The organism is Amycolatopsis sp. NBC_00345, from assembly GCF_036116635.1.
GTDB lineage: Bacteria > Actinomycetota > Actinomycetes > Mycobacteriales > Pseudonocardiaceae > Amycolatopsis.
In genome coordinates this window covers 3,902,958-3,928,219 of sequence record NZ_CP107995.1, presented here as the reverse complement: position 1 = coordinate 3,928,219, position 25,262 = coordinate 3,902,958, and the positions used below count along the sequence as shown (strand labels likewise).

The window sequence follows — 25,262 nt, the reverse complement described above, 5'->3', positions numbered from 1 at the left end:
TCAGCGGGTGGTGGTGACGGGCAGGCTGGTGACGCCCCGGCCGAGCACGGCGGGGATCCAGCTCAGCTCGGCCTCGTCGACGGCGAGCCGGAGCCCGGGCAGCCGGGCCAGCAGGGTGCCGAGGGCGATCTGCAGCTCGGCGCGGGCGAGGGCGGCGCCGGGGCAGAAGTGGACGCCGTGGCCGAAGGCGAGGTGCGGGTTCGGGGCGCGGTCGAAGTCGAGCCCGTCGGCGTTCGCGAACTGCCGGGGATCGCGGTTGGCGGCGCAGAGGGAGACGATGATCGAGTCGCCGGCCGGGATGCGGCGGCCGTGCAGTTCGGCGTCCTCGGCGAGGAACCGCCAGGTGGTGAGTTCGAACGCGCTGTCGTGGCGGAGGAGTTCTTCGACCGCCTGGGGCAGCAGGGCGGGCTCGGCCCGGAGCCGGTCGAGGTGGCCGGGCCGGCGCAGCAGCGCGACCAGTGCCGTGGTGAGCTGGTTGGTGACCGGGTCCTGCCCGGCGACCAGGAGCTGGAAGATCATCGAGTCGAGTTCTTCGGTGCTCAGCGCCCCTTCGGCCTGCGCGGTGACCAGGGTGGCCAGCAGGTCGTCGCCGCCGGATTCCCGTTTGGCCGCAACCACTTCGGCGATGTAGGCCTGCAGCCCGTGCAGCAGTGCCTCGTACTCCGGCCGTCCGGGGTCCTGGGGACCGACCGGGGCGACGACCTTGCCCCAGTCCCGCCGGAATTCCCGGGCCAGCTCGGGCGGCAGTCCGATCACCTCGGCCAGCACCAGGAACGGGAACTTCGCGGCGAAGCGCGGGACCAGGTCGATCCGGTCGCCAGGGGGAAACTCGGCGATGAGGGCGTCGGCGATCTCCTGGAACCGCGGCCGCAGTGCCTCGACGCGTCGCGGCGCGAAGCTGTCGAGGACGAGCCGCCGCATGACGGTGTGCTTCGGCGGGTCCTGGTGCAACAGGTGCACCTGCAGCTGGGAGTGCTGGGGCTCGGGCATGATCGACGCCAGCGCCCGCCAGCCGTCGTTGCCCAGCGCGTGGTTCTTCCCGAGGCGCCGGTCGTTCAGCGTCGCGTGCGCGGCGTCGTAACCGGTGACCAGCCAGGCATTGACCCCGCTGGGGAATTCGACGCGGTGGACCGGGCGCTCGGCCCGCATCCGCTCGTACAGCGGGTACGGGTCGCGTTTGTACTCCGCGCCGTAGAGGGCGACGGGTTCTTCGGGCATGGCAGTTCCTTCGCCGGGGTTCACAGCGTGATCGCGGGGTGGTGGTGGTCCAGCCAGAGGGCGAGGTCGACGACGCGTTCGAGGCGCAGCCGCTGGCCCCACTCCAGCGGGCCGGCCAGGAGCGGTTTGAGGCGGGTTTCGTCGACCAGCGACCGAACCTGCCCGTCGCCGAGCGCCTCGGCGGCGAGGGCCTGCAGGCCGCGGGTGTAACCGGGGTGATGGGTGGCCGGGTAGTGGTTTTTCGGCCGGGTGAGCACGGATTCCGGGACGAGACCCGTGCCGGCCGCGCGCAGCAGGCTCTTCTCACGGCCGTCGAAGCTCTGGAACGCCCATGGCGCGCTGAAGGCGTACTCGACCAGGCGGTGGTCGCAGTAGGGCACCCGGACCTCGAGCCCCTGGGCCATGCTGAGCCGGTCCTTGCGGTGCAGCAGCTGCCGCAGCCAGCGGGTCAGGGAGAGGTGCTGCAGCTCGCGTTGCCGATGCTCGACGGGTGTTTCGCCGTCGAGGTGCGGGACTGCGGCGAGGGCGCCGCGGTAGGTGTCTTCGCGGAACGTGGTGATGTCCAGCGTTTTGGCGACGTCGGGGTGCAGCGGCACCGCGGCCTCGTCGCCGGTCACCAGCAGCCACGGGAAAGTCTGAGCGGCCAGCGCTTTCGGGCTGTGGAACCAGGGATAGCCGCCGAAGACCTCGTCTGCGGCCTCCCCGGAGAGCGCCACGGTGGAGTGCTGCCGGATCTCGCCGAAGAGCAGGTAGAGCGAGGTGTCCATGTCGCCGACGCCGATGGGGGAGTCCCGCGCCGCCACCACCGCGGCCCGGTTCCCGGGATCGAGCAGGGCCAGCGGGTCGAGGACGACGGTGTGGTGCTCGGTGCCGATGAACGCGCCGGCCTCGATGGCGTACGGCGTGTCGTGGCCGGTGCGCAGGACGTCGCCGGTGAACTGTTCCGCCTGGTCGCTGTAGTCCACGGCGTAGGAGCGGAGCCTCTCCGGGCCCATCGAGCGTGAGATCAGGGCGGTGACGACGCTGGAGTCGAGGCCGCCGGAAAGCAGGCTGCACAACGGAACGTCGGCTTCCCGCTGGCTCAGCGCGGCCTGACCGACCAGGTCGCGCACCCGTTCGATCGTGGCTTCGCGGTCGTCGTCGTGTGGATGCGCTTCCAGCCGCCAGTAAACGGTCTCGGTGTGGCCGCCGCGGTCGTGGGTGACGATCCCGCCGGGCTGGACCTCCCGCACGCCCTGCCAGAGCGTGGGGCCGGTGGAGAACAACAGGCTGTAGGCCTCGCGCAGGCCGTCGGCGTCGACCCTCGCGGTCAGCGCGGGGTGGGCGAAGAGGGCCTTGGGCTCGGAGGCGAACGCGATACCGCCGGGGATTTCCGCCCAGTACAGGGGTTTCACGCCGAGCCGGTCGCGGACCAGCACGAGGCGCTCGTTCGGCCCATCCCAGACGGCGAAGGCGAACATGCCCTCCAGCCGGGACGCGAGACCGGCGCCCCATTCCTGGTAGGCGCGCAGGACGACCTCGGTGTCGCTGCGAGTGCGGAACTCGTGGCCGCGGCGGCGGAGTTCACGGCGCAGCTCATGGTGGTTGTACACCTCGCCGCTGTAGCTGAGCACGACCTCGTCGCCGGCGGCCATCGGCTGGGCGCCGCCGTCGAGGTCGAGCACCGCGAGCCGGCGGTGGCCCAGCGCCGCCGAACGGCCGAGCCAGGTGCCCGACGCGTCGGGCCCGCGGGCGGCCAAGGTGGCCGTCATGGCTTCGAGCGTGGCCGCGTGTTCCCGGGCGTCGTGGTGGTAGGACACCCAGCCGGTGATTCCGCACATCGGTGGTCGGCCTTTCGTCAGCGGGCGGGCTTGGTGCGTCGTCGAGCCCGTGAGAAGGAGTCGTCCACTCGATCGGGTGGGTTCCAGGAGGACCACGGTGACGTGAGTCACGGGACACTTCGGCGATTCCGGGGAACCGGGCCGCCCCGGCCAACGACTTCTGCTGGTGAACGGATCCGTGACCTGGAGGAGAAACCCGGTGAGAACGCTGCCCTGGCTGATCGTGGCCCTGTGCGTCCTGTGTGGACTTTCCGGGTGCGGGTCCGCCGATCCGGGGCAGCCGGCCGCAGCGTCGGATTCGGCATCGAGTTCGGCTTCGGCAAAAGCTGGTGGGCACCCGGCGCCGCCGCCCTGCCCGGCTCCGCCGCAGCCGGCCACACCGCCGAAGCGCGTGGTCACCATGGACGGTGGCGCGGCGGCGATCCTGGAACGGCTGGGGGTGTCCGACCGGATCGTCGGCACCGCCGCCCCGGACTTCTTCAAGGCCTTCGGCGGGAACGAGCGGGCGAAGCTGTCGGCGATCCCGGTGCTCGACCAGGGACAGGGCAACGCCGAGGCGGTGATCGCCGCGAAACCGGATCTGGTCGTCGGTATCTCCGGCTACAGTTTCGGCGGGTTCGACGGCACGCCGACGGTCGAGCAGCTCGCGAAGGCCGGCGCACAGTCCTTAGTAGCCTGCAAAAGCGGTGCGGGGCCGGTGCAGGATCTGTCCGCGACGACCACCTTCATCCATCAGGTCGCGAAGGTCTTCGGCGTCGAGCAGCGCGGGGACGAGCTGGTCACTCAGCTGACATCGTCGCTCGGCAAGCCCGGGAACGCGACGCCGGTGCGGACGCTGGCCCTGTCCACGCCTCCTGCGGCAGGGCAGCCGGTGACGGCGCAGGGCGGGACTGGGCTCGCCAACGGCATCATCACCCTGGCCGGCGGCCGCAACATCGCGCAGGATTCGGGGCAGGACTTCGCCAGTCTCAGCGCGGAGGAGGTCGTCACCCGGGATCCGCAGGCGATCGTGGTCGTGTCGGGGTTTTCGCCGGGCAGCGACGAGGAACTGCTCGCGTCGATTCGCAGCAGCCCGGTGCTCGCCGGCACCACGGCGGTGAAAGAAGGCCGGTTTGCCGTGGTCCCGCAGAGCATCCTGCTCTCGCCCAGCGTGCTCAACGGCGACGCCGTCGCCATGATCGCCGCGGCGCTGCGGAAACCCGCGGCGTGAGTGGTGTCCGGGAGCGCGCCGGCGGTCTGCTCGGGCGCATTCCTCTCGGCCTGCTCATGGCCGGGCTCACCGCGGTACTGGTCGTTTCGGCGCTGGTCGCGATCGGCCTCGGGCCGGTGTCCATCGCCCCGGGCCAGGTGACGTCCATTGTGGCCGGTCACCTCACCGGCCGCGCCGAGGCCGGACCGGACGACTTCATCGTGTGGAACCTGCGTGCTCCCCGTGTCCTGCAAGGGATCTTCGTCGGCGTCGGGCTGTCGGTCGCGGGGCTGCTGACCCAGGCGATGGTGCGCAACCCGCTGGGGGAGCCGTACATCCTCGGCCTCACCTCCGGGGCCGGTGCCGGGGCGGTCCTCGTGCTCACTACCGCGGGCGCGGGGGTGGCCGGGCTGCTGACGCTGCCGCTGGCCGCGTTCGGCGGCGCGGTCGCCACCGCGTTGCTGGTGTTCGGCTTCTCCCGGGTGCACGGCCGGATCCAGCCCGGCCGGATGGTGATGACCGGCGTCGCGACCGGGCAGCTGCTGGCCGGGGTGATCTCGTTCCTGTTGCTGCGCACGCAGGACGTCGGCGCGCAGCAGCGGATCCTGTTCTGGATCCTCGGCAGCCTGGCCGGCGCGCAGTGGCCGCTCGCGCTGACCTGCTCGGCGGTCGTGCTGGTCCTCACCGTCGCGGCGGCACTCCGGGCGGGACGGCTGAACCTGCTGGTCCTCGGCGACGACGGCGCGGCGGCCCTCGGCCTCGACGCCGGGCGGGCCCGCGCCGTCCTGCTGGTCATCGTCGCGCTGCTGACCGGCACGGTGGTGGCGGTGTCCGGCAGCATCGGTTTCGTCGGGCTGATCGTGCCGAACCTGACCCGGCTGCTCGTCGGCGCCGACCACCGCCGGGCCCTGCCGGTCTGCGTGCTGCTGGGCGCGTTGCTGGTGGTCTGGTCCGACACCGCCGCGCGGCTGGTGCTCGCCCCGACCGAGCTGCCGATCGGCATCCTCACCGCGGCCGTCGGGGTGCCGCTGTTCCTGGTCATCCTGCGGCGCGGCGCTGTCGGCCTGGCGTGAAGGGGGCGTGTCGTGAAGCTGGTCTTCGAAGGGGTCACCGCCGGCTATACCGAGCTGCCCGCGGTCCGGGACGTCACCCTGACGATCGCCCCGGGTGAGTTCGTCGCCGTCGTGGGCCCCAACGGCAGTGGCAAGTCCACTGTGCTCAAAACCGTCTACCGCGCGCTCGCGCCCGCCGCGGGCCGGGTGGTGCTCGACGGCGCCGACGTGTGGACGGCGAAGCACCGGGCGATCGCCCGCCGGGTCGGCGTGCTCGGCCAGGACCAGGACGGCGGTCACGACTTCACCGCGCGCGAGGCGGTCCGGCTCGGCCGTTACCCGCACCTCGGCGGGTTCGACCGCCTCAGCGCGCAGGACGAGGAGATCGTCACCGCCGCTTTGCGCCGCACGGGTTGCGAGGAGCTGGCCGTCCGTCCACTGTCGACTCTGTCGGGCGGGGAACGCCAGCGCGTGCTGCTGGCGCGGGCGCTCGCGCAGCAACCCGAGCTGCTGGTCCTGGACGAGCCGACGAACCACCTCGACCCGCAGCACCAGATCTCCGCGCTCAGCCTGGTGGCCTCGCTCGGGGTCACAGTGGTCGCCGCCCTGCACACCCTCGACCTCGCCGCCCAGTACGCGACGACGATCGTCGCGCTCAAAAACGGCCGGATCGCCGCCGCGGGCCCGCCGGCGGAAGTGCTGACACGCCAGGTCTTCCGTGAGGTGTTCGCCGTGGACGGGAGCCTGGTTCCCGACCCGGTGGACGGCCGTCTCCGGGTGTTGCTGCGCGGGCTGTGAAACCGGCGTTCACGGTGAGGGCGGCGACCAGACCAGCCGCGGGTCGCTCTGGATGAAGCTGCCGAGCAGTTCGTCGACGCGGGTGAGCGTGTCGAGGTCGAGCACGGTGCCGCTCGCCTTCGCGTTTTCCCTGATCTGGTCCGGCGTCCGGGCGCCGGTGACCACCGCGGAGACACTCGGGTTCTGCAGCGCCCAGCCCAGCGCGAGCTGGGCCATGGTGATCCCCGCGTCGTCCGCGACGCCGCGGAGCAGGCCGACGCGTTCGAGCAGGTCCGGCAGCAGGACGGGCCGGACCGGGGCCAGGCCCTCCGCGCGGGAGCCGGGCGGGACGGTGGCGCCGTGGTACTTGCCGGTGAGGACTCCCTGCGCGAGCGGGATCGAGGCGAACTGCCCGATCCCGATCCGGTCGCAGGTGGGGATGACCTGGGAATCGGCCACCCGCCACAGCATCGAGTAGTGGGGCTGGTTCGAGATGAGCGGAACATTGAAGCGCTCGGCCTCGGCGTGCGCGTCCAGGAGCTGGGTGGCGGTCCACTCCGCCGTCCCGACGTAGCGGATCTTGCCCTGCCGCACGAGATCGGACAGGGCGAGGAACGTTTCGGCCAGCGGCGTGCGGTGGTCGAAACGCATCAGCTGGTAGACGTCGACGTGGTCGGTGCGCAGCCGTCGCAGCGACGACGCCAGCGACGTGTACAGGTGCTTGCGGCTCAGGCCGGCGTCGTTCGGCCCGGGGCCGTCGGGCCAGAACACGCCGGTGCACAGCACCAGGTCGTCGCGGCGGAGGCCGGAGAACGCCTTGCCGTACGCCTCTTCGGCCGCGCCACCACCCCACGCGGCCGCCGTGTGGAAGGTCGTGACCCCGGCGTCCAGCGCGGCCGCGACGCAGCCGGTCTCCTGGTGGGTCAGCCAGTTGCCGTAGGCGATCTCGCTCACCGCGAGGCCGCTGGCGCCGAGCGTGCGGTACTCCATGGTTCAGCCTTCCCAGCTCGCCGAACGCGCGATCCACGCGTCGGGTGCGGCCGCCTTGCGGGCGAAGTCGTGGCGTACTGATTCGTGCGGCAGGATCAGGAACTCGTCCGCCGCGATGCCCCGGGCCGCGGCGGCGGCGACCTCCTCCGGTTCGAGGAGTGGGGCGGCCGCGGCGATGGCCAGCGCGGTCGGGTGCCGGGCGGCGATCCCGGGTTCGAGCATCGCCGTCCGGACCCCGAGCGGGCACAGGGCGCTGACCCGGACCCCGCGCGGCCGGTACGTGGTGGCGAGCCATTCGGCGAGCCCGATCACGGCGTGCTTGGTGACCGTGTAGGGCGCGTCGCCGGGGGCGCCGACCAGCCCGGCGCCGGAGGCGGTGAACAGCAGGTAGCCGTCACCGCGCGCGAGCATCTCCGGGAGCACCACCTGCGCCGCGTGGACGTGCTGCATCACGTTGACCTCCCACGACCGGGCCCACTGCGTCTCGGCCGCGTGGACGCCGGTGCCGAAGGCCACTCCGGCGTTCGCGCAGAACAGGTCCAGCGGCCCGAACGCCGCCCTGGCCGTGTCGACGATCATCCGGATGTCCTTTTTGGACGACGCGTCGGCGGTGACCGCGACGGCCCGGCCCCCGTGGGCGGTGATCTCCGCCGCCACCCGCCGCGCCCCTTCGGCGTCGACATCGGACACCACGACTCCGGCGGCTCCCTCGGCGGCGAACCGGCGGGCCATGGCGGCCCCGATCCCGTCCGCGGCACCGGTCAGGGCGATGACCCGTCCGGTCAGTTCCACGATGTCCTCCATTATTTCCAGGAATTGTCACGCTGGTGATCAAAACCTTTTCCGTGACTGCGATGAGCGTGATAAAACTGCTGGTCAGGTGGGTCTTCTGGCGGTGCTTAAGGCTTTCTGACCCTACCATTGGCGCTCGGCGTCCGGCGGTCCCGGACACTGAATAGACAATTCGGTGCCGCGGTATTGCGCTTTTCGCCGTGGATGCGTTATTCCTGGGAAACCCGTTCGCCAGATGCAGGAGGTCGTCGATGAAGGTGCTGGTTTCGCCGCCGCACGCCCGCCGGGCCCGGTGCCTCGGTATCGGCGACCCCGGCACCGTCGCCGCGGTCGCGCGCGGAGGTGGGCTCGGGATCCTCGACGGTGCCGACCCCGCGGCGTTGCGCGTGGTCGCGGCCCGGGTGAAGGTGCCCTACGGGGTGCGGACGGACGACGAGCTGCCGCCCGGATCGGGGGCGGCCTTCGTGGTGCGCACCTCGGCCCCGTGGCGCGGCGACCGGCCCGTGCTGGCCGAGGTCGACGACCCGCGGGTCGCGGCCGAGGCCGTGGCGGGCGGGGCGGTGGGACTCGTGGCCCGGGCCGGTGAGTTCAGCAGTTTCGTTCTGCTGCAACAGCTTCTGCGCACGTTCGAGGTTCCGGTGTGGGGCTGGGTGCCGGGCTCGCGGACCGCGGCGGGTGCGCTCGCCGGTGGCGCGGCCGGAGTGGTCCTCGCGGCCGCGACCGAAGATGGGGTACGGCGGATCGTCGGCGCCGAGCTGCCCGAGGCCCGGCCGCTCGACCAGGGGGCCCGGCTGCTCCGGACGCTCGGCAGCGCGTTGCCGGTGGTGCAGGGCCCGATGACCAGGGTGAGCGACCAGCCCGGTTTCGCCGCGGCGGTCGCGGAGGAGGGCGGGTTCCCGTTTGTCGCCGTCGCCATGGCGAGCGGGGCCGGGACGACGGAACTGCTGACGCGCACCGCCGCCCGGCTCGGCGATCGTCCTTGGGGCGCCGGCCTGCTCGGGTTCGTCCCGGACGAGTTGCGGGCCGCGCAGCTCGACGCGGTACGGCGGGCCCGGCCGCGGTGTGTGCTCGTGGCCGGCGGCAAACCGGGGCAGGCGAAGTCGCTCGAGGCCGAGGGCATCGCGACGTTCCTGCACGTGCCGTCACCGATCCTGCTCCGGCAGTACCTCGACGCCGGAGTCCGCCGGTTTGTCTTCGAGGGCGCGGAATGCGGTGGCCACGTCGGGCCGTCGTCCAGCTTCGAGCTGTGGGAACGGCAGCTGGCGGTGCTCGGCGACGCCGGTGACGTCGAGGTGCTGTTCGCCGGGGGCGTGCATGACGCGCGCTCGGCCGCGATGGTCGCCGCGATGGCGCAGCCGCTCGCCGCGGCCGGATCCGGGGTGGGGGTGCTGATGGGGACCGCTTACCTGTTCACCGGGGAAGCGGTTGAGCACGGGGCGATCACCAGCCTGTTCCAGGACCAGGCGCTGGCCGCTTCGCGCACGGTGACGCTGGAGACCGCGCCCGGGCACGTGACGCGCTGCCTGCCGAGCCCTTACACCGCGGAGTTCGAGTCGGTGAAGGCCGGCCTGCGCGATATCCCGCCGCAGGAAGCGTGGTCACGGCTGGAGGAGCTGAACACCGGACGGCTGCGGATCGCCAGCAAGGGGATCGTGCGTGACGGCTCGGAGCTGAGTGAAGTTGACGCGGAGCGTCAGCTGGAGGAAGGGCTCTTCATGGCGGGGCAGGTGGCGGTCTTGCGGACTGAGCGGACGACGATCGCCGCGTTGCACCGGTCGGTTACCGAGGAGGCGACGGGATTCGCGCGTTCCGAGGCGGACGGCGTCGCAGGCTCGGGTCGTGCGGAGGTGGCTGCAGCCGCGGACTCGGACTCGGGCCGTGATGTGGCGATCATCGGCATGGCCGGTGCGTTCCCCGCGGCCCCGGACCTGGCCGCGTTCTGGTCGAACGTGCTGCGGGGGACGGACTCCGTCACCGAGGTCCGGTCCGAACGGTGGGATCCGGAGGTCTACTTCGGACAGTCGACCTCGAAGTGGGGCGGCTTCCTGCCGGAAATAATGGTCGACCCGCTGCGGTTCGGCATCCCGCCGAAGGCGATGAGCAGCATCGATCCCGCGCAGCTGGTGTCCCTCGAGATCGCCGCCCGCGCGCTGGCTGATGCCGGGTACGCCGACCGCCCGTTCGACCGTGAGCACACCAGTGTCGTGTTCGGCGCGGAGGCCGGTGGCGACCTGTCCAACGCGGGTACCGTGCGTTCGCTGCTGGAGGGGTACTTCGACGAGGTGCCGGCCGAGCTGCTGGCCCAGTTGCCGTCGCCGACCGAGGACACTTTCCCGGGCACGCTCGCGAACGTGATCTCCGGCCGGATCGCCAACCGCCTCGACCTCGGAGGCGCGAACTACACCGTGGACGCCGCCTGTGGCTCTTCGCTCGCCGCGCTCGACCTGGCCGTGAAGGACCTGCGGGCGGGAACCAGCTCGCTGGTGCTGTGCGGCGCGGTCGACCTCCACAACGGCGTCCACGACTACCTGATGTTCACCTCGGCCGGCGCGCTCTCGCCGACCGGCCGCTGCCGCCCGTTCGACGCGGCGGCCGACGGCATCGCGCTCGGCGAGGGCGTGGCGTGCCTGGTGTTGAAGCGACTGTCCGACGCGCAGCGGGACGGCGACCGGGTCTACGCCGTGGTGAAGGGCGTGGGCGCCGCGAGCGACGGCCGGGCGCTCGGGCTCACCGCGCCCCGGCCGGAAGGTCAGCAACGAGCCCTCTCCCGCGCCTACCACGACGCCCGGGTTTCGCCCGCCGACGTGGGTCTGGTGGAGGCGCACGGCACCGGCACCGTGGTCGGCGACGCGACCGAGCTGCGGACGCTGACCGGCTTTTTCACGGAGGCCGGAGCCGAGCCCGGCGCGTGTGCGCTCGGTTCGGTCAAGAGCCAGATCGGGCACACGAAGTGCGCCGCGGGAATGGCGGGGCTGATCAAGGCGACGCTCGCGCTGTGGCACGAGGTGGTCCCGCCGACGCTGCACCTGGACCGCCCGAACGCCGAATGGGACCCGGCCACCAGCCCGTTCTCCTTCACCACCGCGGCCCGCCCGTGGCCGTCGCCCGCCCGGCTCGCCGGGGTGAGCGCGTTCGGCTTCGGCGGCACGAACTACCACGCGGTGCTCGCCGCGGGCCCGGTCGCGCCGGACCGCGGCCACGGCGTCCGCGACTGGGCCGGCGAGGCGGAAGAGCTGGTTGCGGCGATCCGGAGCGCGGACGTTGGCCCGGGCAGGCGCGCGGGGATTGGGTCGGGTGGGCTTGTGGGCGTTGGACAGGGTTTGCGCGCGGCTGGCTCGAGCTCGAGTGCGGGGGCCGACCCCGGCAAGGTGGCGTTCCTCTTCCCCGGCCAGGGCAGTCAGCGCCCCGGCATGCTCGGTGAGCTGTTCGTCCACTTCCCCGAGCTGGCCGAGGGGCTGCGGCTGGCCCCGGACGTGGCGGCGGTGGCCTTCCCGCCCCGCGCGTTCGACCGGGAAGCCTTGCAGGGCCAGGAAGACGAGCTGATGGACACCCGTTTCGCGCAGCCGGCGCTCGGGCTGGTCGAGATCGCCGTCGCGACGTTGCTCGGCCGGCTGGGTGTCCGCCCGGATCTCCTGGCCGGGCACAGTTATGGGGAGCTGGTCGCGTTGTCGGCCGCCGGTGCGTTCGACTTCGACGCTCTGCTCCGCTTGAGCCGGGCCCGCGGCCAGCTGATGGCCGAGGCGGCCGAATCCGCTGAGCCGGGCGGGATGGCCGCCGTGGCGGCCCCGCTCGCCGCGCTCACCCCGGACCTGCTCGGCCCGGACGTGGTGGTGGCCAACAACAACGGCCCAAAGCAAGTGGTGCTGTCCGGCCCAGTGACCGCGGTCGACGGCACGGTGCGACGGTTGCGCGAACATGGCATCGCGGCCAAGCGACTGCCGGTGGCCTGCGCGTTCCACAGCCCGCTCGTCGCCGCGGCGAGCGAGCAGTTCGCCGTCCGGCTGGCGGCGGAGTCCATTTCGGACCCGCGGCTGCCGGTGTGGGCGAATCGCACCGCGCGGCCCTATGACGGTGACGTCCGCGCCGAGCTGGCCGCGCAGCTCGCGGCACCGGTGCGGTTCGCCGAGCAGATCGAGGACATGTACGCGGCCGGCGCGCGCACTTTCGTGGAAGTCGGCCCCGGCCGGGTCCTGACCCGCCTGACCGCGGAGATCCTGGGCGACCGCCCGCACACCGCCGTCGCGTGCGGACCTGACCTGCGCGGTTTCCTGACCGCGGTGGCCCGGCTGGCCGAGGCCGGCGTAGCGGTCGACAGCAGCCCACTCACCGAAGGCCGCGAACGACCGGTGCCGTCGGCCACCGCCTGGGCCGTGGACGGGCGCTCGGTCCGTGCCCCCGGCAGCGCCGAACCGGCCCTGCAGCCGGCCCGGCGGATCCGGACCGCTCCGGCGGCCCAGCCCGGCCTGCCCGCCCAATCAACCCAACCGGTCCAGTGGGCTCAGCCAGCTCAACCGGCCCAGTTTGCTCAGTCGGCCCAGCTGGCCCAGCCTGTTCTGCCAGCTCACCCGGCCCAGCCGGTCCTGTCAGGCCAGCCGGTCCAGTCGGCCCATCTGACTCACCCGGCCCAGCCGGTCCTGTCAGCTCAATCGGCCCAACTGCCCCAAGCCGCCCAGCCGGCCCAGTGGGGCCAGCCGGTCGACGGCCGGGCCGGCGCGATCGTGGACTTCCTGCGCACCACCCGCGAACTGGTCGCGGCTCAGCGTGAGGTGATGCTCGGGTACCTCGGTGCCACCGCCACCGCCCATGTCACAGTCCCCGCCAACGTCATGATTCCCGCCAACCCCCTCGCACCCGCCAACCCGCTCGCACCCGCCAGCACCATCGCACCCGCCAACCCGGCCAACCTCTCTGACTCCGCTGTCCCCGGTAACCCCACCGCCATCGGCACGGTCGCCCCGGACCGGCAGATTCCTTCCAGCGAAGGGGAATCCGCGTCAGCGACCCCGCCGGAACCGCGGGACGTGCTGTCCACCGTGCTCGGCGTGATCAGCGACCGCACCGGCTACCCGCAGGAGATGATCACCGCGGACCTCGACCTCGAGGCTGACCTGTCCATCGACTCGATCAAACGTACGGAAATCGCCGGCACCCTGCTGTCCTCGCTCGGCCTTCCCGCCGACGACCGGACCGACCGGCTCAGCCGTGACCGGACGGCCCAGGCACTCGCCTCGCACCTGGAGGAGCTGCTCGCTCCCGCCGGCGCCGCCCCGGTGCGGTACCTGATCGGGCGGACGCCGACTCCGCTTGAGCCCGGCACCGACGGGGTACGGGGCAAGACCGTGGCCGTGCGGTACGAGCCCGGTCAGGAGGAACTCGCCGAGGCAGTCCGGACACTGTTCACCGAGGCCGGCGGCGAGGTGGCCGCCGACGGCCCCGGCCGGAAAGCGGATACCAGCGAGGCAGAACTGACCGTCTCCCTGTCCGCGCTCCAGGACTCGGACCAGCCGATCGCCCCCGAGGTGTTCGAGGTGCTCAAGGCCAGTTCCGGCACGGTGCTGATCGCCGCGGCGCCCGGGACGACGGCGGCCGCCGGGCTGCGCGGGCTCGTCCGGGCGGCCGCGCTCGAACGGGCCGGGGTGACCCGGCTGGTCGAGGTGACCCAGGACGTGCCCAAGGCACTGCTCGACGAAGCCCTCAGCGCCGGCCCGCCAGTGGTGGCACACGAGCGGGAAGGCCGCTACACCTTCGTGCCCCGTGCCGAAGAACTCGGCCCGGTGGCCTACTCCGGGGCCGGACCGGACGGCGGCGAGCTGGCCGCGCTCGGCCTCGGACCGGAGTCGGTGGTGCTCATGGTCGGCGGCGCACGCGGGATCGCCGCGCACACCGCGGTCGCCCTGGCCGCTTCGGGATGCCGGGTCGAGCTGGTGGGGCGCACGCCATGGCCCGCCGAACCCACCGGTCCCGCCGAACCCACAGACCCCACCGCCCTGCGCTCAATCCTGGCCGGCCAAGGCGTCCCGGTCCGGGAAATCGAGCGCCGGATCCGGACCGCGACCGCCCAGCAGGAGATCAGCCGGACCGTGGACGCGATCCGCGCCGCCGGGGGCCAACCGGGTTACCGGGCCATCGACGCCCGCGACCCGGAGGCGGTACGGGCCGTGGTCGGCGACGTGCTGAGCCGGCACGGGCGGCTCGACGGGGTGGTCCACGCCGCCGGGATCCTCGACGACAAACTCATGCAGGACAAGGACATAACCTCCTTCCGAAAAGTCTTCGAGACCAAAGTGGACGGCGCGAAGGCCGTGTTCGACGCGCTGGCCGGGACCGGTGCGAAGCCGGGCTTCGTCGTCTTCTTCGGCAGCATCTCCGCCGTCCTCGGCAACCGCGGGCAGACGGACTACGCGGCGGCGAACGACGCCCTCGAGGCCATGGCCGGCCGGTGGCCCGGGCGGGCCGTGACCGTCCACTGGGGACCGTGGGCACCGGTCGGCGACCACCCCGGGATGGTGACGCCGGAGCTGGCGCGGCACTACCAGGAGCGGGAGATCCAGCTGCTGGACCCCGCGCAGGCGACCGCCGCGCTGCTGCGCGAACTCGCGTACGGCACCGCCGGCGCGGTTCTCTACACGGCATCGCTGTGGTGAATCCGCCGGGCGTCGCGATCGTCGGCATGGGGGTGCTGCTGCCCGGTGCCGCCACGATCGACCAGTTCTGGCGCAACGTCGAGACGGGCGCCGACGCGATCACCGAGATCCCGGCCGACCGCCGTGACCCCGGTTTCCACGGCCGCGACGGGGCCGCGCCCGACCGGACCCACGGTCTGCGGGGCGGCTTCGTCACCGACAGCCTGGAGTTCGACCCCGCGGAACTCGGCGTGCTGCCCGCGGCCGTGCCGAACACCGAGCCCGACCAGATCGCCGCGCTCGCCGTGGCCGCCGCCGCGATCGACGACCTCGGCGGGCCGGGACGGCTCGGGGACCGGGCGCGGGTCGGCGTCGTGCTCGGGCGGGGCGGGTACCTTTCGCCCGGCCTGCGCGCGTTCGACCAGCGGGTGCGCACCGTCCGCGAGATCACCGGCGTGCTCGCGGGCCTGGCCCCCTCGGCCGGCCCGGAGCTGATGGAGCAGGTGCGGGCCGCCCTGCTCGAACCACTCGGGAAGTTCCGGCCCGAGGCCGCGGCGGGGCTGGTGCCCAACCTGGCCGCCTCCCGGGTGGCGAACCGGCTGGACCTCGGCGGCCCGGCTTACACCGTGGACGCGGCGTGCGCTTCGTCGCTGGTGGCGGTGGACCACGCGATCGGCGAGCTGGTGCGCGACCGCTGCGACGTGGTGCTCGCCGGCGGCGTCCACCACACCCACGACGACACGCTGTGGTCGCTGTTCACCCAGCTCGGCGCGTTGTCGCCGAGCCAGCGGATCAGCCCGTTCTCCCGGCATGCCGACGGGATGCTGATCGGGGAGGGCACCGCGATCGTGGTGCTGAAACGGCTCGAGGACGCCCGCCGCGACGGGGACCGGGTGTACGCGGTCGTCCGCGGCAGCGGCACGTCGAGCGACGGCCGGGTCGCCGGGCTGCTCAGCCCCGCGACCGCGGGCCAGGTCCGGGCGCTGCGGCAGGCCTGGCGCGGCGCGGACCCGTCGGAGATCGGCTTGCTGGAGGCCCACGGCACGGGCACGCCGGCCGGGGACGCGGTGGAGCTGACGACGCTGGCCGAGATGTTCGGCCCGGCCGACGGGCCGCGGGCGGTGCTCGGCTCGGTCAAGTCCATGATCGGGCACACCATGCCGACGGCCGGGGCCGCGGGGCTCGTCAAGGCGGCTTTGGCGCTGTACCACGGAGTCCTGCCGCCCACCCTGAACTGCGACGAGCCGCACCCGTTGCTGGAAGACACCCGCTTCGAGGTGCTGGCCGAGGCCCGGCCGTGGGTGGGACTGCCTCGAGTGGCGGCGGTCAACGCGTTCGGCTTCGGCGGGGTCAACGCCCACGTCGTCCTGGCCGGCGCCGACCAGGCCGCCCGGCGCCGGGCCCGGGTCGACGAGCCGGAACGGGTGCTGCGGCTGGCCGCGGACTCACCGGCCGGGCTGCTGGCCCGGCTCGACCGCGCGGGGGACGAGCCGGGCACCGGACGCTGCCGGATCGGCATCGCCGGGCCCAGCGAGCGGAAGCTGGCGATGGCCCGGCGGGTGGTGGCCGAGGCCGGGCGGACCGGAAAGCCGTGGCACGGCATCGGTGACATCTGGTGCAGTGTGGACCCGCTGCTTCCGGCCGGCCGCACGGTGTTCCTCTACCCGGGGCTCGAAGACGCCGCCGAACCACGCTGCGACGACGTGGCGCGCCGCTTCGGGCTGGACCGGCCCCGGTGGTCGGACGGGACGGTGCTCGACCGGGCGACCAGCGTGACCGAGACCGGCCTGGTGCTGGGCGCCGCGCTGCGCCGGATCGCGATCCGGCCCGACGCGCTGGCCGGGCACAGCGTCGGCGAGTGGACCGCGATGCAGGACGCCGGGATGTACACCGGCGCGCCGCTCGGCGAGCTGCTGAGCCGCTACTGGCCGGACGGGTTCGAGCTGCCGGAGGTGGACTACCTCGTGCTCGGCTGCTCCGCCGGGCGCGTCGCCGACCTGCTCCCGGCGGAACTGGTGATCTCCCACGAGAACGCCACCCGGCAGACGGTCGTGTGCGGGCCGCCGCGCACCGTGGCCAGGTTCGCCGAGTCCTGCCGGGCCGACGGGATCGTCACCCGGGTGCTGTCCTTCCGGTCCGGGTTCCACTCGCCGTTCCTGCTGGCGCACCTGGAACCGTTCACCCGGCTCGTGCGCGACCTCCGGCTGGAAGCGCCGGAGATCCCGGTCTGGTCGGCCACGACGGCGCGGACCTACCCGGCCGACCCGGACGGGGTGCGCGAGCTGTACCTGGCCCACCTGCTCGAACGGGTCCGGTTCCGCCAGCTGACGGAACGGCTGTACGAAGCGGGTTTCCGCGCCTTCGTCCAGGTCGGGGCGGGGCAGCTCAGCTCCTTCGTCACCGACACGCTGGGGGAGCGGCCGCACCTGGTCGCCGCCGCCGCGTCGACGACCCGGCCCGGGCTCGACCAGCTGCGGCGGGTCGCGACCGCCCTGTGGGCCGAGGGCGCCGAGCCCGACTTCGCCGCGCTGGAGCCCCGGCGGATCCGGCTGAACACGGGCCCCGGCCTGTTACGGCTCGGGGACGCCGCGCGCGGTGTGCTCGACCGGGCGGGAAAAACCGAGCCGCAGCTGCCCGCCGGGGTCCCGGCCGTGATCGCGGGCGAGTTCACCGCGTTGCTGGAGGAGACCCGGCAGACCGCGGCGGAGGTGATCGCCGCTGCGGCCGGCCCCTTGAAATCCACAGTGGACGTTTCGCTCGCGGCCATGCCCCACCTGCGTGACCACCGGTTCTTCCGCCAGCGGGACGGCTGGCCCGACGAGTCCGACTTCCGCCCGGTCGTGCCCGCGACGGCGCTGGTCGAGCTGGCCTGCCGCACGGCCGAACGGGCCGTCCCGGGCCGCCGGGCGATCGAGGTGCGTGACGCCGTCTTCTCCCGGTGGCTGATCGCCGAGCCGGCCCAGCGGGTCCCGGTCACCACCAGCCGCACGGGCGACCTGGTGACCGTCCACATCGGACCATACGCTCGCGCGAGCGTCCTGCTGGGCACGAGCTTCCCCGCCGCGCCCGCACCGGCCGCGCCGCCCGGGCCCGAGGAACCGCCACCGCTGCCCGCCGCCGAGATCTACCGGCTGCGGGAGATGTTCCACGGCCCGGCGTATCAGGGACTGGCCCGGATCGACGCGCTGGGGGAGCGGCACATCCGCGGCGAGCTGGTGGTGCCGCCGGCGCCCGGCGGCCTGCTCGACAACGTGGGGCAGCTGCTCGGCTGCTGGCTGATGGCCGGGCAGGCGGACGGCCTGCTGGCGTTCCCGCGTTCGATCGGCCGGATCACCTGGTACGGCCCGGAACCCGGGCCCGGGGTCAGGGTCGGCTGCCTGGTGCGGATCCGGCGCGTCGACGCCGACCTGGTGGAGATGGACGCCGAGCTGGTGCGGGACGGCCGCGTCCTGGCCCGGATCGGGAAGTGGGCCGACGTGCGGTTCCCGTGTGACCGTCCCGCGCACCAGGTGCACGCCTTCCCCGAGCGGAACCTGTTGTCGCAGCGGCACGACGAGGGCTGGGTCTGGGTGGCCGACCGCTGGCCGACGGTGGCGGCCCGCGACATCTACGCCGGCATGTACCTCGACGCCGAGGAGCGCGTGGCGTTCGCGGCGTGTGAATCGCGCCGCCGCGGGGCGTGGCTGCTGGAGCGGATCGCGGTCAAGGACGCGGTGCGCTCCCGGCTGGACGAACCGCTGTTCCCGGCCGAGATCCACGTGCACGACGACGGCTCGGTCTCGGGCCGGCACGGCCGTCTGCTGCCCGAACTGGAGGTCGCCCTCGCCCGGGACGGGAACGTCGCGGCCGCGCTCGCCCTCGAACGCGCCGAGGGCAGCCCGTCGATCACCCTGCGCCGGGACGGCCCCGGCGCAGCCATTCCAGGCCACGTCGTGGCCTGGCACGTCAAGGACAGGAGCACGTCATGACCATCGACCGCGCACCCGCCGGTTTCGTCGCCCCCGCGGTTTTCGAGGTGGTCGCCGGGCTGCTCGGCGAGCTGGCCGGCGACCCACGGGTCCTCGGCTTCGCCATCACCCCGGAGACGACCTTCCACGAGGACCTCGGCCTGGAGAGCATCGACCTGGTCACCTTCGCCGGCATCCTCGCGGAGCACTTCGGGCCGGAGGTGAACCTCGCCGAATACCTGGCGGAGAAGGAACTCGACGAGGTGATCGGCCTGACCGTGGGCGACCTGGCCCGGTTCGTCGCGCAGCGGAGTGGTGGTCCGTGCCCACGATGACGGTCAACGGGCTGCGCACCAACGTGCAGCTGCTCACCGCGGGCGGCACCGAGACCGTGGTGTTCCTGCACGGGATGGGCACCGACAGCCTGGCGAGCTTCCACCTGACCCTGGCGCCGCCGATCGCGGCCGCGGGCATCGACGTGATCAGCTACGACCTGCGCGGGCACGGCCGGACCGAGCGCCCGGCGACCGGCTACCGGCTGTCCGACTTCGTGGCCGACCTCGGCGGCCTGCTGAGCGAGCTGCGGATCGAGCGGCCGGTGCACCTGGTGGGCAACAGCTTCGGCGGCACGCTGGCCTACAGCTTCGCCGCGGCGAACCCGGAGCTCGTGCGCAGCATCGTGTGCATCGAGTCGGAGCCCGCCACCGAGGGCTGGGCGGAGAAGATGGGCAGCATCCTCGGGTACACAGTGGACTTCCTGCGGCGGGAGGAGAGCTTCGCCTGGATCGAGGCGAACTTCGGCGCCCACCACCGGCGGCTCGCGCGGATGGCGGCCGAGCGGATGATGGCGACCACCATGGCCGAGGAGGTGCCGCTCGGCCCGTTGCTGACCGCGGAACAGGTGGCCGCGATCGAGTGCCCGGTGCTCTCGATCCTCGGCAGCCACGGCTACCAGGCCGACGACCTGGAGGCGCTCACGTCGGTGCTGCCCCGAGGGGAGCTGCACGTGTTCGAGGGGCAGGGGCACTCCGTGCTCGTGGAGCGGCACCGCGCGGTCCGGGAGCTGGTGCTGACCTGGATCGCCCGGCACGCGGCATGAGGTTCCTGCTGGTCGTGCCCCCGCTCGCCGGGCACGTCGCGCCGCTGCGCGGGGTCGCTGCCGCGTTGGTGGGTCGAGGGCACACGGTGGCGTGGTGCGGGCCGGAGCCGGAGTTGTCGGCGTTGACCGGGGTGCCGGCGTTGACCGGGGTGCCGGTGGCGGCCGGCGCGCCGGTGCTGCCGCCGCTGCCAGTGCTGCCGGTGCTGTCGGCGGGGGATTCGGCGCCGTTCGCGGTGGAGCGGAGGCCGGCCGGGTTGCGTGGGTTCGCGGCTCTCAAGCACCTGTGGGAGGAGTACCTGGTGCCGCTGGCCGACGCCATGGTGCCGGGGGTCGCCGCCGCCGTCTCGGAGTTCGGTCCGGACGTGGTGGTGGCGGACCAGCAGGCGTTCGCGGGTGCGCTGGTGGCGGCCCGGGCCGGGCTGCCGTGGGCGACTTCGGCGTCCACCTCGGCCGAACTCGGCGACCCACTCGCGGTGATGCCGAAGATCGGGAGCTGGGCCGACGGGCTGCAGACACGTCTGCGTAAACGCCACGGCGTCGAGATCGGGGACCTGCGGTTCTCGCCGCAGTTGGTGCTGGCGTTCACGACACGGGCGCTGGCGGGACAGCCGGCGGCGAAGGCGGGCACGGCCGTGCGTTACGTCGGCCCGGTCCCGGCCACGGCGCCGGAGTTGCCGTTCCCCTGGGAACAGCTGGACGGGCGCCCGCTGGTGGTGGTGACCCTCGGCACGGCGAACGCGCCGGCGGGGCGACGGTTCCTGCTCGAAAGCGCGGAGGCGCTGTCGGCACTGCCCGCGGTCCAAGGGCTGGTGGTGGATCCGAGTGGTGCCATCGGAGCCGAAGGAATCCTTGCACTGGAACGGATTCCGCAGACCGCGGTACTGGGGAAGGCGGCCGCGGTGGTCTGCCACGGCGGCCACAACACCGTGTGCGAAACGCTGGCGGCCGGGCTGCCCCTGGTCGTCGCCCCGATCCGCGACGACCAGTCGATCCTGGCCGACCAGGTGGTGGCCGCGGGGGCGGGGCTCCGGCTCCGGTTCGACCGGGCCGGGGCCACGGACATCATGGCGGCGGTGACGGCGGTGCTCGGCCGTCCGCGATACCGCGCCGCGGCGCGGGGAATCGCCGAGTCCTTCCGCACGGCCGGGGGCGCCGAGCTGGCCGCCGACCATCTTGAGGCTCTCGCCGCTCCCTGAAGTCCGTGAAGGCCTCCTTAACCGCCTTGTCTCACGTGGTGTGTTTGCGGAGTTCTTGTAGCAGGTGAGGGGGCTCCGACGATGAGGAAGGCGAGGAAGTGCTCGGCTTTGCGTTCGTAGCGCAGAGTCAGGCGCCGGTATCCGGTGCCTGCTGACAACCGCTGCCGGAAATACCATTCGCGTCACAGTCCCTCTGCTTACGTGGCCCGCCTGGTCAGGCGGCGCGGGTGTGGGGTGGGTTGTGGGCGGTGTTGCGGCGGGGTCTTCGTTGCGGGTCCAGCCACGCAGGCGGGATCCACTCGACCACTCCGTTGCGGAGCCGGATGTCCCAGCCACCGTGGTGGGCGAGGAGGTGGTCGCGGTCGCACATCAACGCCATGTTCCCGATGTCCGTCGGACCGCCGGGGCCGCCGTGAGGGTTGGTCCAGTACTCGATGTGGTGTGGCGTGGTCCATTTCGGGCCTCTCGTGCACCAAGGGGCAGTGCATCCCTTGTCCCGCACAGCCAAAGCCCGTCGTTGAGCGGGGGTCGCGGTCCGGACGGCGCGGCCCAGGTCCAGCACTTCACCAGCGCCGTTGAGCACCGCCGGGAGGACTTTCGCGTCACAGCACAAACGACGCAGCTGGGAGACGGTCATCGGGTCATGTCCGTCGAGCATCACGGTTCCGGCCCGGCGCTCCAAGTCCTTCAATTCGATGGTGATGGTGGCAACGGCTCGTTCACCGGCTTTCACGGGCAGGTCTGGGGCGCGGGCGGCGAGATCGAACACCGCGGCGACAGCGTCGCCCTGGCGCTGTGCCCGGGTACGCGGGTCCGGGTTACCGAAGGAGTCGGCAGGGTCTGGTTTCGCGAGCACGGTGAAGAGCTGCTCGGCGAGGGTCGCAGTATCAGGATCGAATTCGCCGGTGTACTTCATCCGGCCATCCCGGGTCCGGGTGTAGCGGAACTCTCGGAGGGGTCGTGCCAGGTCTTGTTCCCGCTTGTCGGGGTCCACGCTGTCGAAGTCCCAGTAGGCCTGGATTCGCTGGCCTACCTTGCGCAGAGTCGTGGGCGGAGCTTCATGGGCCAGCTCGACCAGAGTGATTTCGTTGGCTGCCAGCTCCTCTGGGGTGACGGAATCCGGGGCGCGGGTGAGGACGTACGCGATCTCGTGGGCATGTTCGCGGTTGATGTCGCCAGTGGCTAGGGCGTTCCGCATCACCGGCAGGACCGCGGTCGCTTGGGTGACTCGCGCGTTGGCTTCCTTCGGCGAAACCCGCAACGACCGCACCAACATCACCTGAGTACTGCGAAAACCCTTACCCGCAGCCACACCACGCTGATCCACCTCGCCAACCAACGACAGCATCCGCGCATACACGCGGCACAATTCCCGCTCTGTGGTGAGAAGTTCAGCGGTCAGTTCTTCCTCGGAAAGGCGCCACTCCGGCACCTGGTCTGGTATCCCCATGCAGACGACAATACCTCGAACACCAGTTCGATACATCACTCGAACGGGTGCATCCGAAACCTCGCAACGGAGCGAGGAAATCCTGTAATATCAAAGCAATCATCAGATGCAACCACCGCCAAACCTGATCGGAGTGTCCACTGTGTACATAAGGAGGCCGAGGCTGTTCCGGGTTACCCGCGGTGCCGCCAGTCCGGCCTGCGGTTCTGGGTCCGCGGCCGCGGCATCAAGGTCCGCATCGCCCGCAAAGGCGCCAAATCCGGCCAGGGACTCGGAAACCGCCACGGGGCGATCGAACGAACCATGCCGAGTTCGCCGGATGCCAGCGCTTGACGCAGCGCTACGAACGCAAGGTCGAGCACTTCATCGCCTTCCGCACCCTCGGAGTCGGCTCTACCTGCTACATGAACTCCGTAAACTCGCCACGTGAGACATGCTTTTAGCTGCCTTCCGGCTTAGGTTGCTGGCCATGGATGACTACAAAAAGGGCACCGGATCAGCAGCGGTGCAGGATTCTCGGCGCGGGAATGTGAATGTCATCCACAACCTGTCCTTGAACGGTGTCGGGAAATGCCTCGAAAGACGGTGTGGGAAACTGAGCGCGTGAACGCCAGACTGGCCCGAACGCACATTGCTGTGAAGTCTGTCTGTGCCTCACCCAGGATGGCGAACCTCCGATCGCTGATGGTTTCTGAGCTGCGGTTGTCCAACCCGTCCGTTGACTGCCTGAGGTGAGATTTGTTGTACCCGCGTGGGACGCGGTGAAGGAGGCCTTCACGGACCGTTGAGGGCGGGGTTGCGCTGGGCCACCGACCGTGGGCCACTGGAGTCAGGCGGGTGCGCGGAAAGTGCGGGTGGCGATCAGCCCGCCCGCCGTCGCGGCCGTGGCGGCGATGAGGAGTGCGACCAGGACCGCCCAGCCGGCCGGGCGTCCCAGCGCGAGGGCGCGGGTGGCATCGATCGCGTAGGTGAGGGGATTCGCCGCGGAGACCACACGCACCCAGGCCGGCATGGTGTCCACCGGCATGTAGGCGCTGGAGGAGAACATCAGCGGGAACATCACCACGAACGACGCCGCCTGCAGGGTTTCGGCCTTGCGCAGCCAGGTCGCGATGGCGATGAACACCCAGCTCAGGCACCAGCCCACCACCAGGGTCAGCGCGAGCGCCGCGGCCGTCCCGCTGACTCCGCCAGCCGGGCGGAAATCGAGGAACACCATGCTGGCGAGCACCGTGACCACCAGCTGGACGGCCAGCCGCGCGGTGTCGGCCAGCGTCCGGGCGGCCAGGACGGCGAACAGGGTGATCGGCAGGCACCGCAGGCGCCCGGTGAATCCACTGTAGATCTCCGCCAGCAGTCCCGCGCCGGAGCTCATCGCGGTGGTCGTGGCGATGGTGACCAGCGTCGCCGGCACGAGGAAGTTGACGTAGCCGCGGTAGGCGGCCACCCCGGGCAACGCGCCGACGCCGCTGAACACCTGGCTGAACAGCACCAGCAGCACCACCGGCTGGAGCAGGCCGAAGAACACCAGCCGCCGGTCGGCGAAGGCCGCGCGCAGCGAACGTGCGGTCAGGACCCGGACCTGGGTGCCGAAGCTGCTGCCGGGCCAGTCCCCGGGAACGGTGACAGCGGTGCGGTTGCCGGTGTCTGGCTGGGTCACGATGCCGCCCTCCCGTGTTGGGAGGGGCTAGCGTCGTCGCCCCGGGGAATGGCGGCGGCGGTGGGGTCGCCGGTGTCTGGCCGGGTCACCATGCCGCCCTCCCGCGCCGGGAGGGGTGGGCGTTGCCGCTCCGGGGAACGGCGGCGGCGGCGGTGCGGTCGCCGGTGTCCGGCTGGGTCACCATGCCGCCCTCCCGCGCCGGGAGGAGTGGACGTCGTCGCTCCGGGGAGCGGTGACGGCGGCGGTGCGGTCGCCGGTGTCGGGCCGGGTCACGATGTCGCCCTCCCGCGCCGGGAAGGGTGACCGTCGTCCCCGGGAGAGGTCGCCGGTGTCCGGCCGGGTCACGATGCCGCCTTCCGGTGCAGGGAAAGGTAAACGTCGTCGAGTGTGGGTTCGGTGACGATGAGGTCGCGTAGCGGCGCGCCGGCTGTGTCGAGCGCGCGCACGATCACCGGGAGGTCCGCGCGCCCGGCGAGTGGCAGCTTCAGCGCCAGGCCGTCGACCTCGGCGTGTACGCCTAGCCGGTTCAGCGCCGAGACCCCGCGCCGCAGCACCAGGTCGGTGCCGAAGGTGAGGGTCGCCATCCGCTCGCCCAGCTGGGCCTTCAGGCGGGCGGGGGTGCCGGACACCGTCACCTGGCCCAGGCCGAGGACCACCACCTGGTCGGCCAGCCGGTCCGCTTCTTCCAGGTACTGCGTGGTGAGCACGATGGTCGTGCCGCGCCCTGCGAGGTCTTCGAGCGCCGACCACAGCGCCGCCCGGCTGACCGGGTCCAGGCCGGTCGTCGGCTCGTCGAGGAACACCACGTCCGGGGCGCCGACCAGGCTCATCGCCAGGTCGAGCCGGCGGCGCAGCCCACCGGAATAGGTCCGGGCCGGCCGTTCCGCCAGCTGGCCGAGGTCGAACGCCGCCAGCAGCTCGGCCGCGCGCCGCCGGGCCTGCGCCGCGGACGCGCCGAGCAGCCGGGCGATCAGCACCAGGTTGGCCCGCCCGGACAGGGCCTCGTCCACGGAGGCGGACTGCCCGGTCACCCCGATCCGGCGGCGCACCGCGGCGCCGTCGTGCACCACGTCATACCCGCAGACCCGCGCCGTGCCCGAATCCGGGTGGATCCGGGTGCTGAGAATCCCGACCAGCGTCGTCTTCCCGGCTCCATTGTGGCCGAGGACGGCGAGCACCGAGCCCCGCGCGACCTCCAGGGTGATCCCGTCGAGCGCGGTGACCGGGCCGTAGGTCTTCGTCAGCCCGGACACGGTGATGGCGGGCAGGTTCACGATCGCTCCTTCCCGGAACGGAAAACCCCCGACCGGAAACGTAACCACCGGCAAAGACCCGGACAAGGGGCGTTCACGCCGGTCCGTCCACGGGTGACACTTTCGCCGGGGCCGCTGTTCGCGCGCGTGACAAAGAACTGCCCGCAGCCGTGGTGCGCCGCGATTTCCCTGTCCG

General features: G+C 72.3%; 16 protein-coding genes and 1 pseudogene. 8 read left to right on the top strand and 9 right to left on the bottom strand.

Annotated features, from left to right (window positions below):
- Window positions 1-1,218 (bottom strand): cytochrome P450 family protein, encoded by a 1,218-nt coding sequence (locus OG943_RS17235; protein ID WP_328610791.1) that lies wholly within the window; start codon window positions 1,216-1,218, stop codon window positions 1-3.
- Window positions 1,219-1,238: 20 nt separating this feature from the next.
- A complete protein-coding gene (asnB, locus tag OG943_RS17230) occupies window positions 1,239-3,038 on the bottom strand; it encodes an asparagine synthase (glutamine-hydrolyzing) (RefSeq protein WP_328610790.1) in 1,800 nt (599 codons plus the stop codon).
- 400 nt (window positions 3,039-3,438) lie between these two features.
- On the opposite strand from asnB, the gene OG943_RS17225 reads away from it, so the two are divergent.
- From OG943_RS17225 to OG943_RS17215, 3 genes are read left to right on the top strand one after another with little or no spacing between them, the layout of a single operon-like run.
- Window positions 3,439-4,248: an ABC transporter substrate-binding protein gene (locus OG943_RS17225; RefSeq protein WP_328612085.1), complete on the top strand. Its 810-nt coding sequence runs from the start codon at window positions 3,439-3,441 to the stop codon at window positions 4,246-4,248.
- Window positions 4,245-5,300, top strand: coding sequence for a FecCD family ABC transporter permease (locus OG943_RS17220; RefSeq protein WP_328610789.1), 1,056 nt, complete (start codon window positions 4,245-4,247; stop codon window positions 5,298-5,300). The genes OG943_RS17225 and OG943_RS17220 overlap by 4 nt, the downstream gene beginning before the upstream one ends.
- 12 nt (window positions 5,301-5,312) lie before the next feature.
- Window positions 5,313-6,077, top strand: coding sequence for an ABC transporter ATP-binding protein (locus tag OG943_RS17215; RefSeq protein ID WP_328610788.1), 765 nt, complete (start codon window positions 5,313-5,315; stop codon window positions 6,075-6,077).
- Between the two features lie 9 nt (window positions 6,078-6,086).
- Here the strand turns inward: OG943_RS17215 and OG943_RS17210 are convergent, their stop codons facing one another.
- The gene (locus tag OG943_RS17210; RefSeq protein WP_328610787.1) at window positions 6,087-7,046 is read right to left on the bottom strand and encodes an aldo/keto reductase; all 960 of its coding nucleotides are present in this window, start codon (window positions 7,044-7,046) and stop codon (window positions 6,087-6,089) included.
- 3 nt (window positions 7,047-7,049) lie between these two features.
- Window positions 7,050-7,838, bottom strand: a complete 789-nt coding sequence (locus OG943_RS17205) for an SDR family oxidoreductase (RefSeq protein ID WP_328610786.1) — start codon at window positions 7,836-7,838, stop codon at window positions 7,050-7,052.
- 251 nt (window positions 7,839-8,089) lie between these two features.
- On the opposite strand from OG943_RS17205, the gene OG943_RS17200 reads away from it, so the two are divergent.
- Genes OG943_RS17200 through OG943_RS17180 form a run of 5 tightly spaced genes read left to right on the top strand, consistent with a single transcriptional unit; the run spans window position 8,090 to window position 20,703 of the window.
- Window positions 8,090-14,482: an SDR family NAD(P)-dependent oxidoreductase gene (locus OG943_RS17200; RefSeq protein WP_328610785.1), complete on the top strand. Its 6,393-nt coding sequence runs from the start codon at window positions 8,090-8,092 to the stop codon at window positions 14,480-14,482.
- On the top strand, window positions 14,476-18,429 hold the full coding sequence (locus OG943_RS17195) for a beta-ketoacyl synthase N-terminal-like domain-containing protein (RefSeq protein ID WP_328610784.1): 3,954 nt from the start codon (window positions 14,476-14,478) through the stop codon (window positions 18,427-18,429). Before OG943_RS17200 ends, OG943_RS17195 begins: the two co-directional genes overlap by 7 nt.
- Complete coding sequence (locus tag OG943_RS17190; RefSeq protein WP_328610783.1) at window positions 18,426-18,743, top strand: phosphopantetheine-binding protein; 318 nt, start codon at window positions 18,426-18,428, stop codon at window positions 18,741-18,743. The genes OG943_RS17195 and OG943_RS17190 overlap by 4 nt, the downstream gene beginning before the upstream one ends.
- Window positions 18,731-19,507, top strand: a complete 777-nt coding sequence (locus tag OG943_RS17185) for an alpha/beta fold hydrolase (protein WP_328610782.1) — start codon at window positions 18,731-18,733, stop codon at window positions 19,505-19,507. Before OG943_RS17190 ends, OG943_RS17185 begins: the two co-directional genes overlap by 13 nt.
- Complete coding sequence (locus OG943_RS17180; RefSeq protein ID WP_328610781.1) at window positions 19,504-20,703, top strand: glycosyltransferase; 1,200 nt, start codon at window positions 19,504-19,506, stop codon at window positions 20,701-20,703. The genes OG943_RS17185 and OG943_RS17180 overlap by 4 nt, the downstream gene beginning before the upstream one ends.
- A 45-nt stretch (window positions 20,704-20,748) precedes the next feature.
- Here OG943_RS17180 and OG943_RS48370 read toward each other — a convergent pair.
- From OG943_RS48370 to OG943_RS17160, 5 genes and pseudogenes are all read right to left on the bottom strand, one after another.
- Window positions 20,749-20,849 (bottom strand): annotated as a pseudogene (locus tag OG943_RS48370) (IS5/IS1182 family transposase); the annotation flags it as partial.
- A gap of 68 nt (window positions 20,850-20,917) precedes the next feature.
- Window positions 20,918-22,153 (bottom strand): DUF222 domain-containing protein, encoded by a 1,236-nt coding sequence (locus OG943_RS17175; RefSeq protein WP_328610780.1) that lies wholly within the window; start codon window positions 22,151-22,153, stop codon window positions 20,918-20,920.
- An 829-nt stretch (window positions 22,154-22,982) separates the two neighbouring features.
- The gene (locus tag OG943_RS17170) at window positions 22,983-23,813 is read right to left on the bottom strand and encodes an ABC transporter permease (protein ID WP_328610779.1); all 831 of its coding nucleotides are present in this window, start codon (window positions 23,811-23,813) and stop codon (window positions 22,983-22,985) included.
- Between the two features lie 177 nt (window positions 23,814-23,990).
- On the bottom strand, window positions 23,991-24,158 hold the full coding sequence (locus OG943_RS17165; RefSeq protein ID WP_328610778.1) for a hypothetical protein: 168 nt from the start codon (window positions 24,156-24,158) through the stop codon (window positions 23,991-23,993).
- Complete coding sequence (locus OG943_RS17160; RefSeq protein WP_328610777.1) at window positions 24,155-25,087, bottom strand: ATP-binding cassette domain-containing protein; 933 nt, start codon at window positions 25,085-25,087, stop codon at window positions 24,155-24,157. Before OG943_RS17160 ends, OG943_RS17165 begins: the two co-directional genes overlap by 4 nt.
- Window positions 25,088-25,262: the final 175 nt, after the last annotated feature.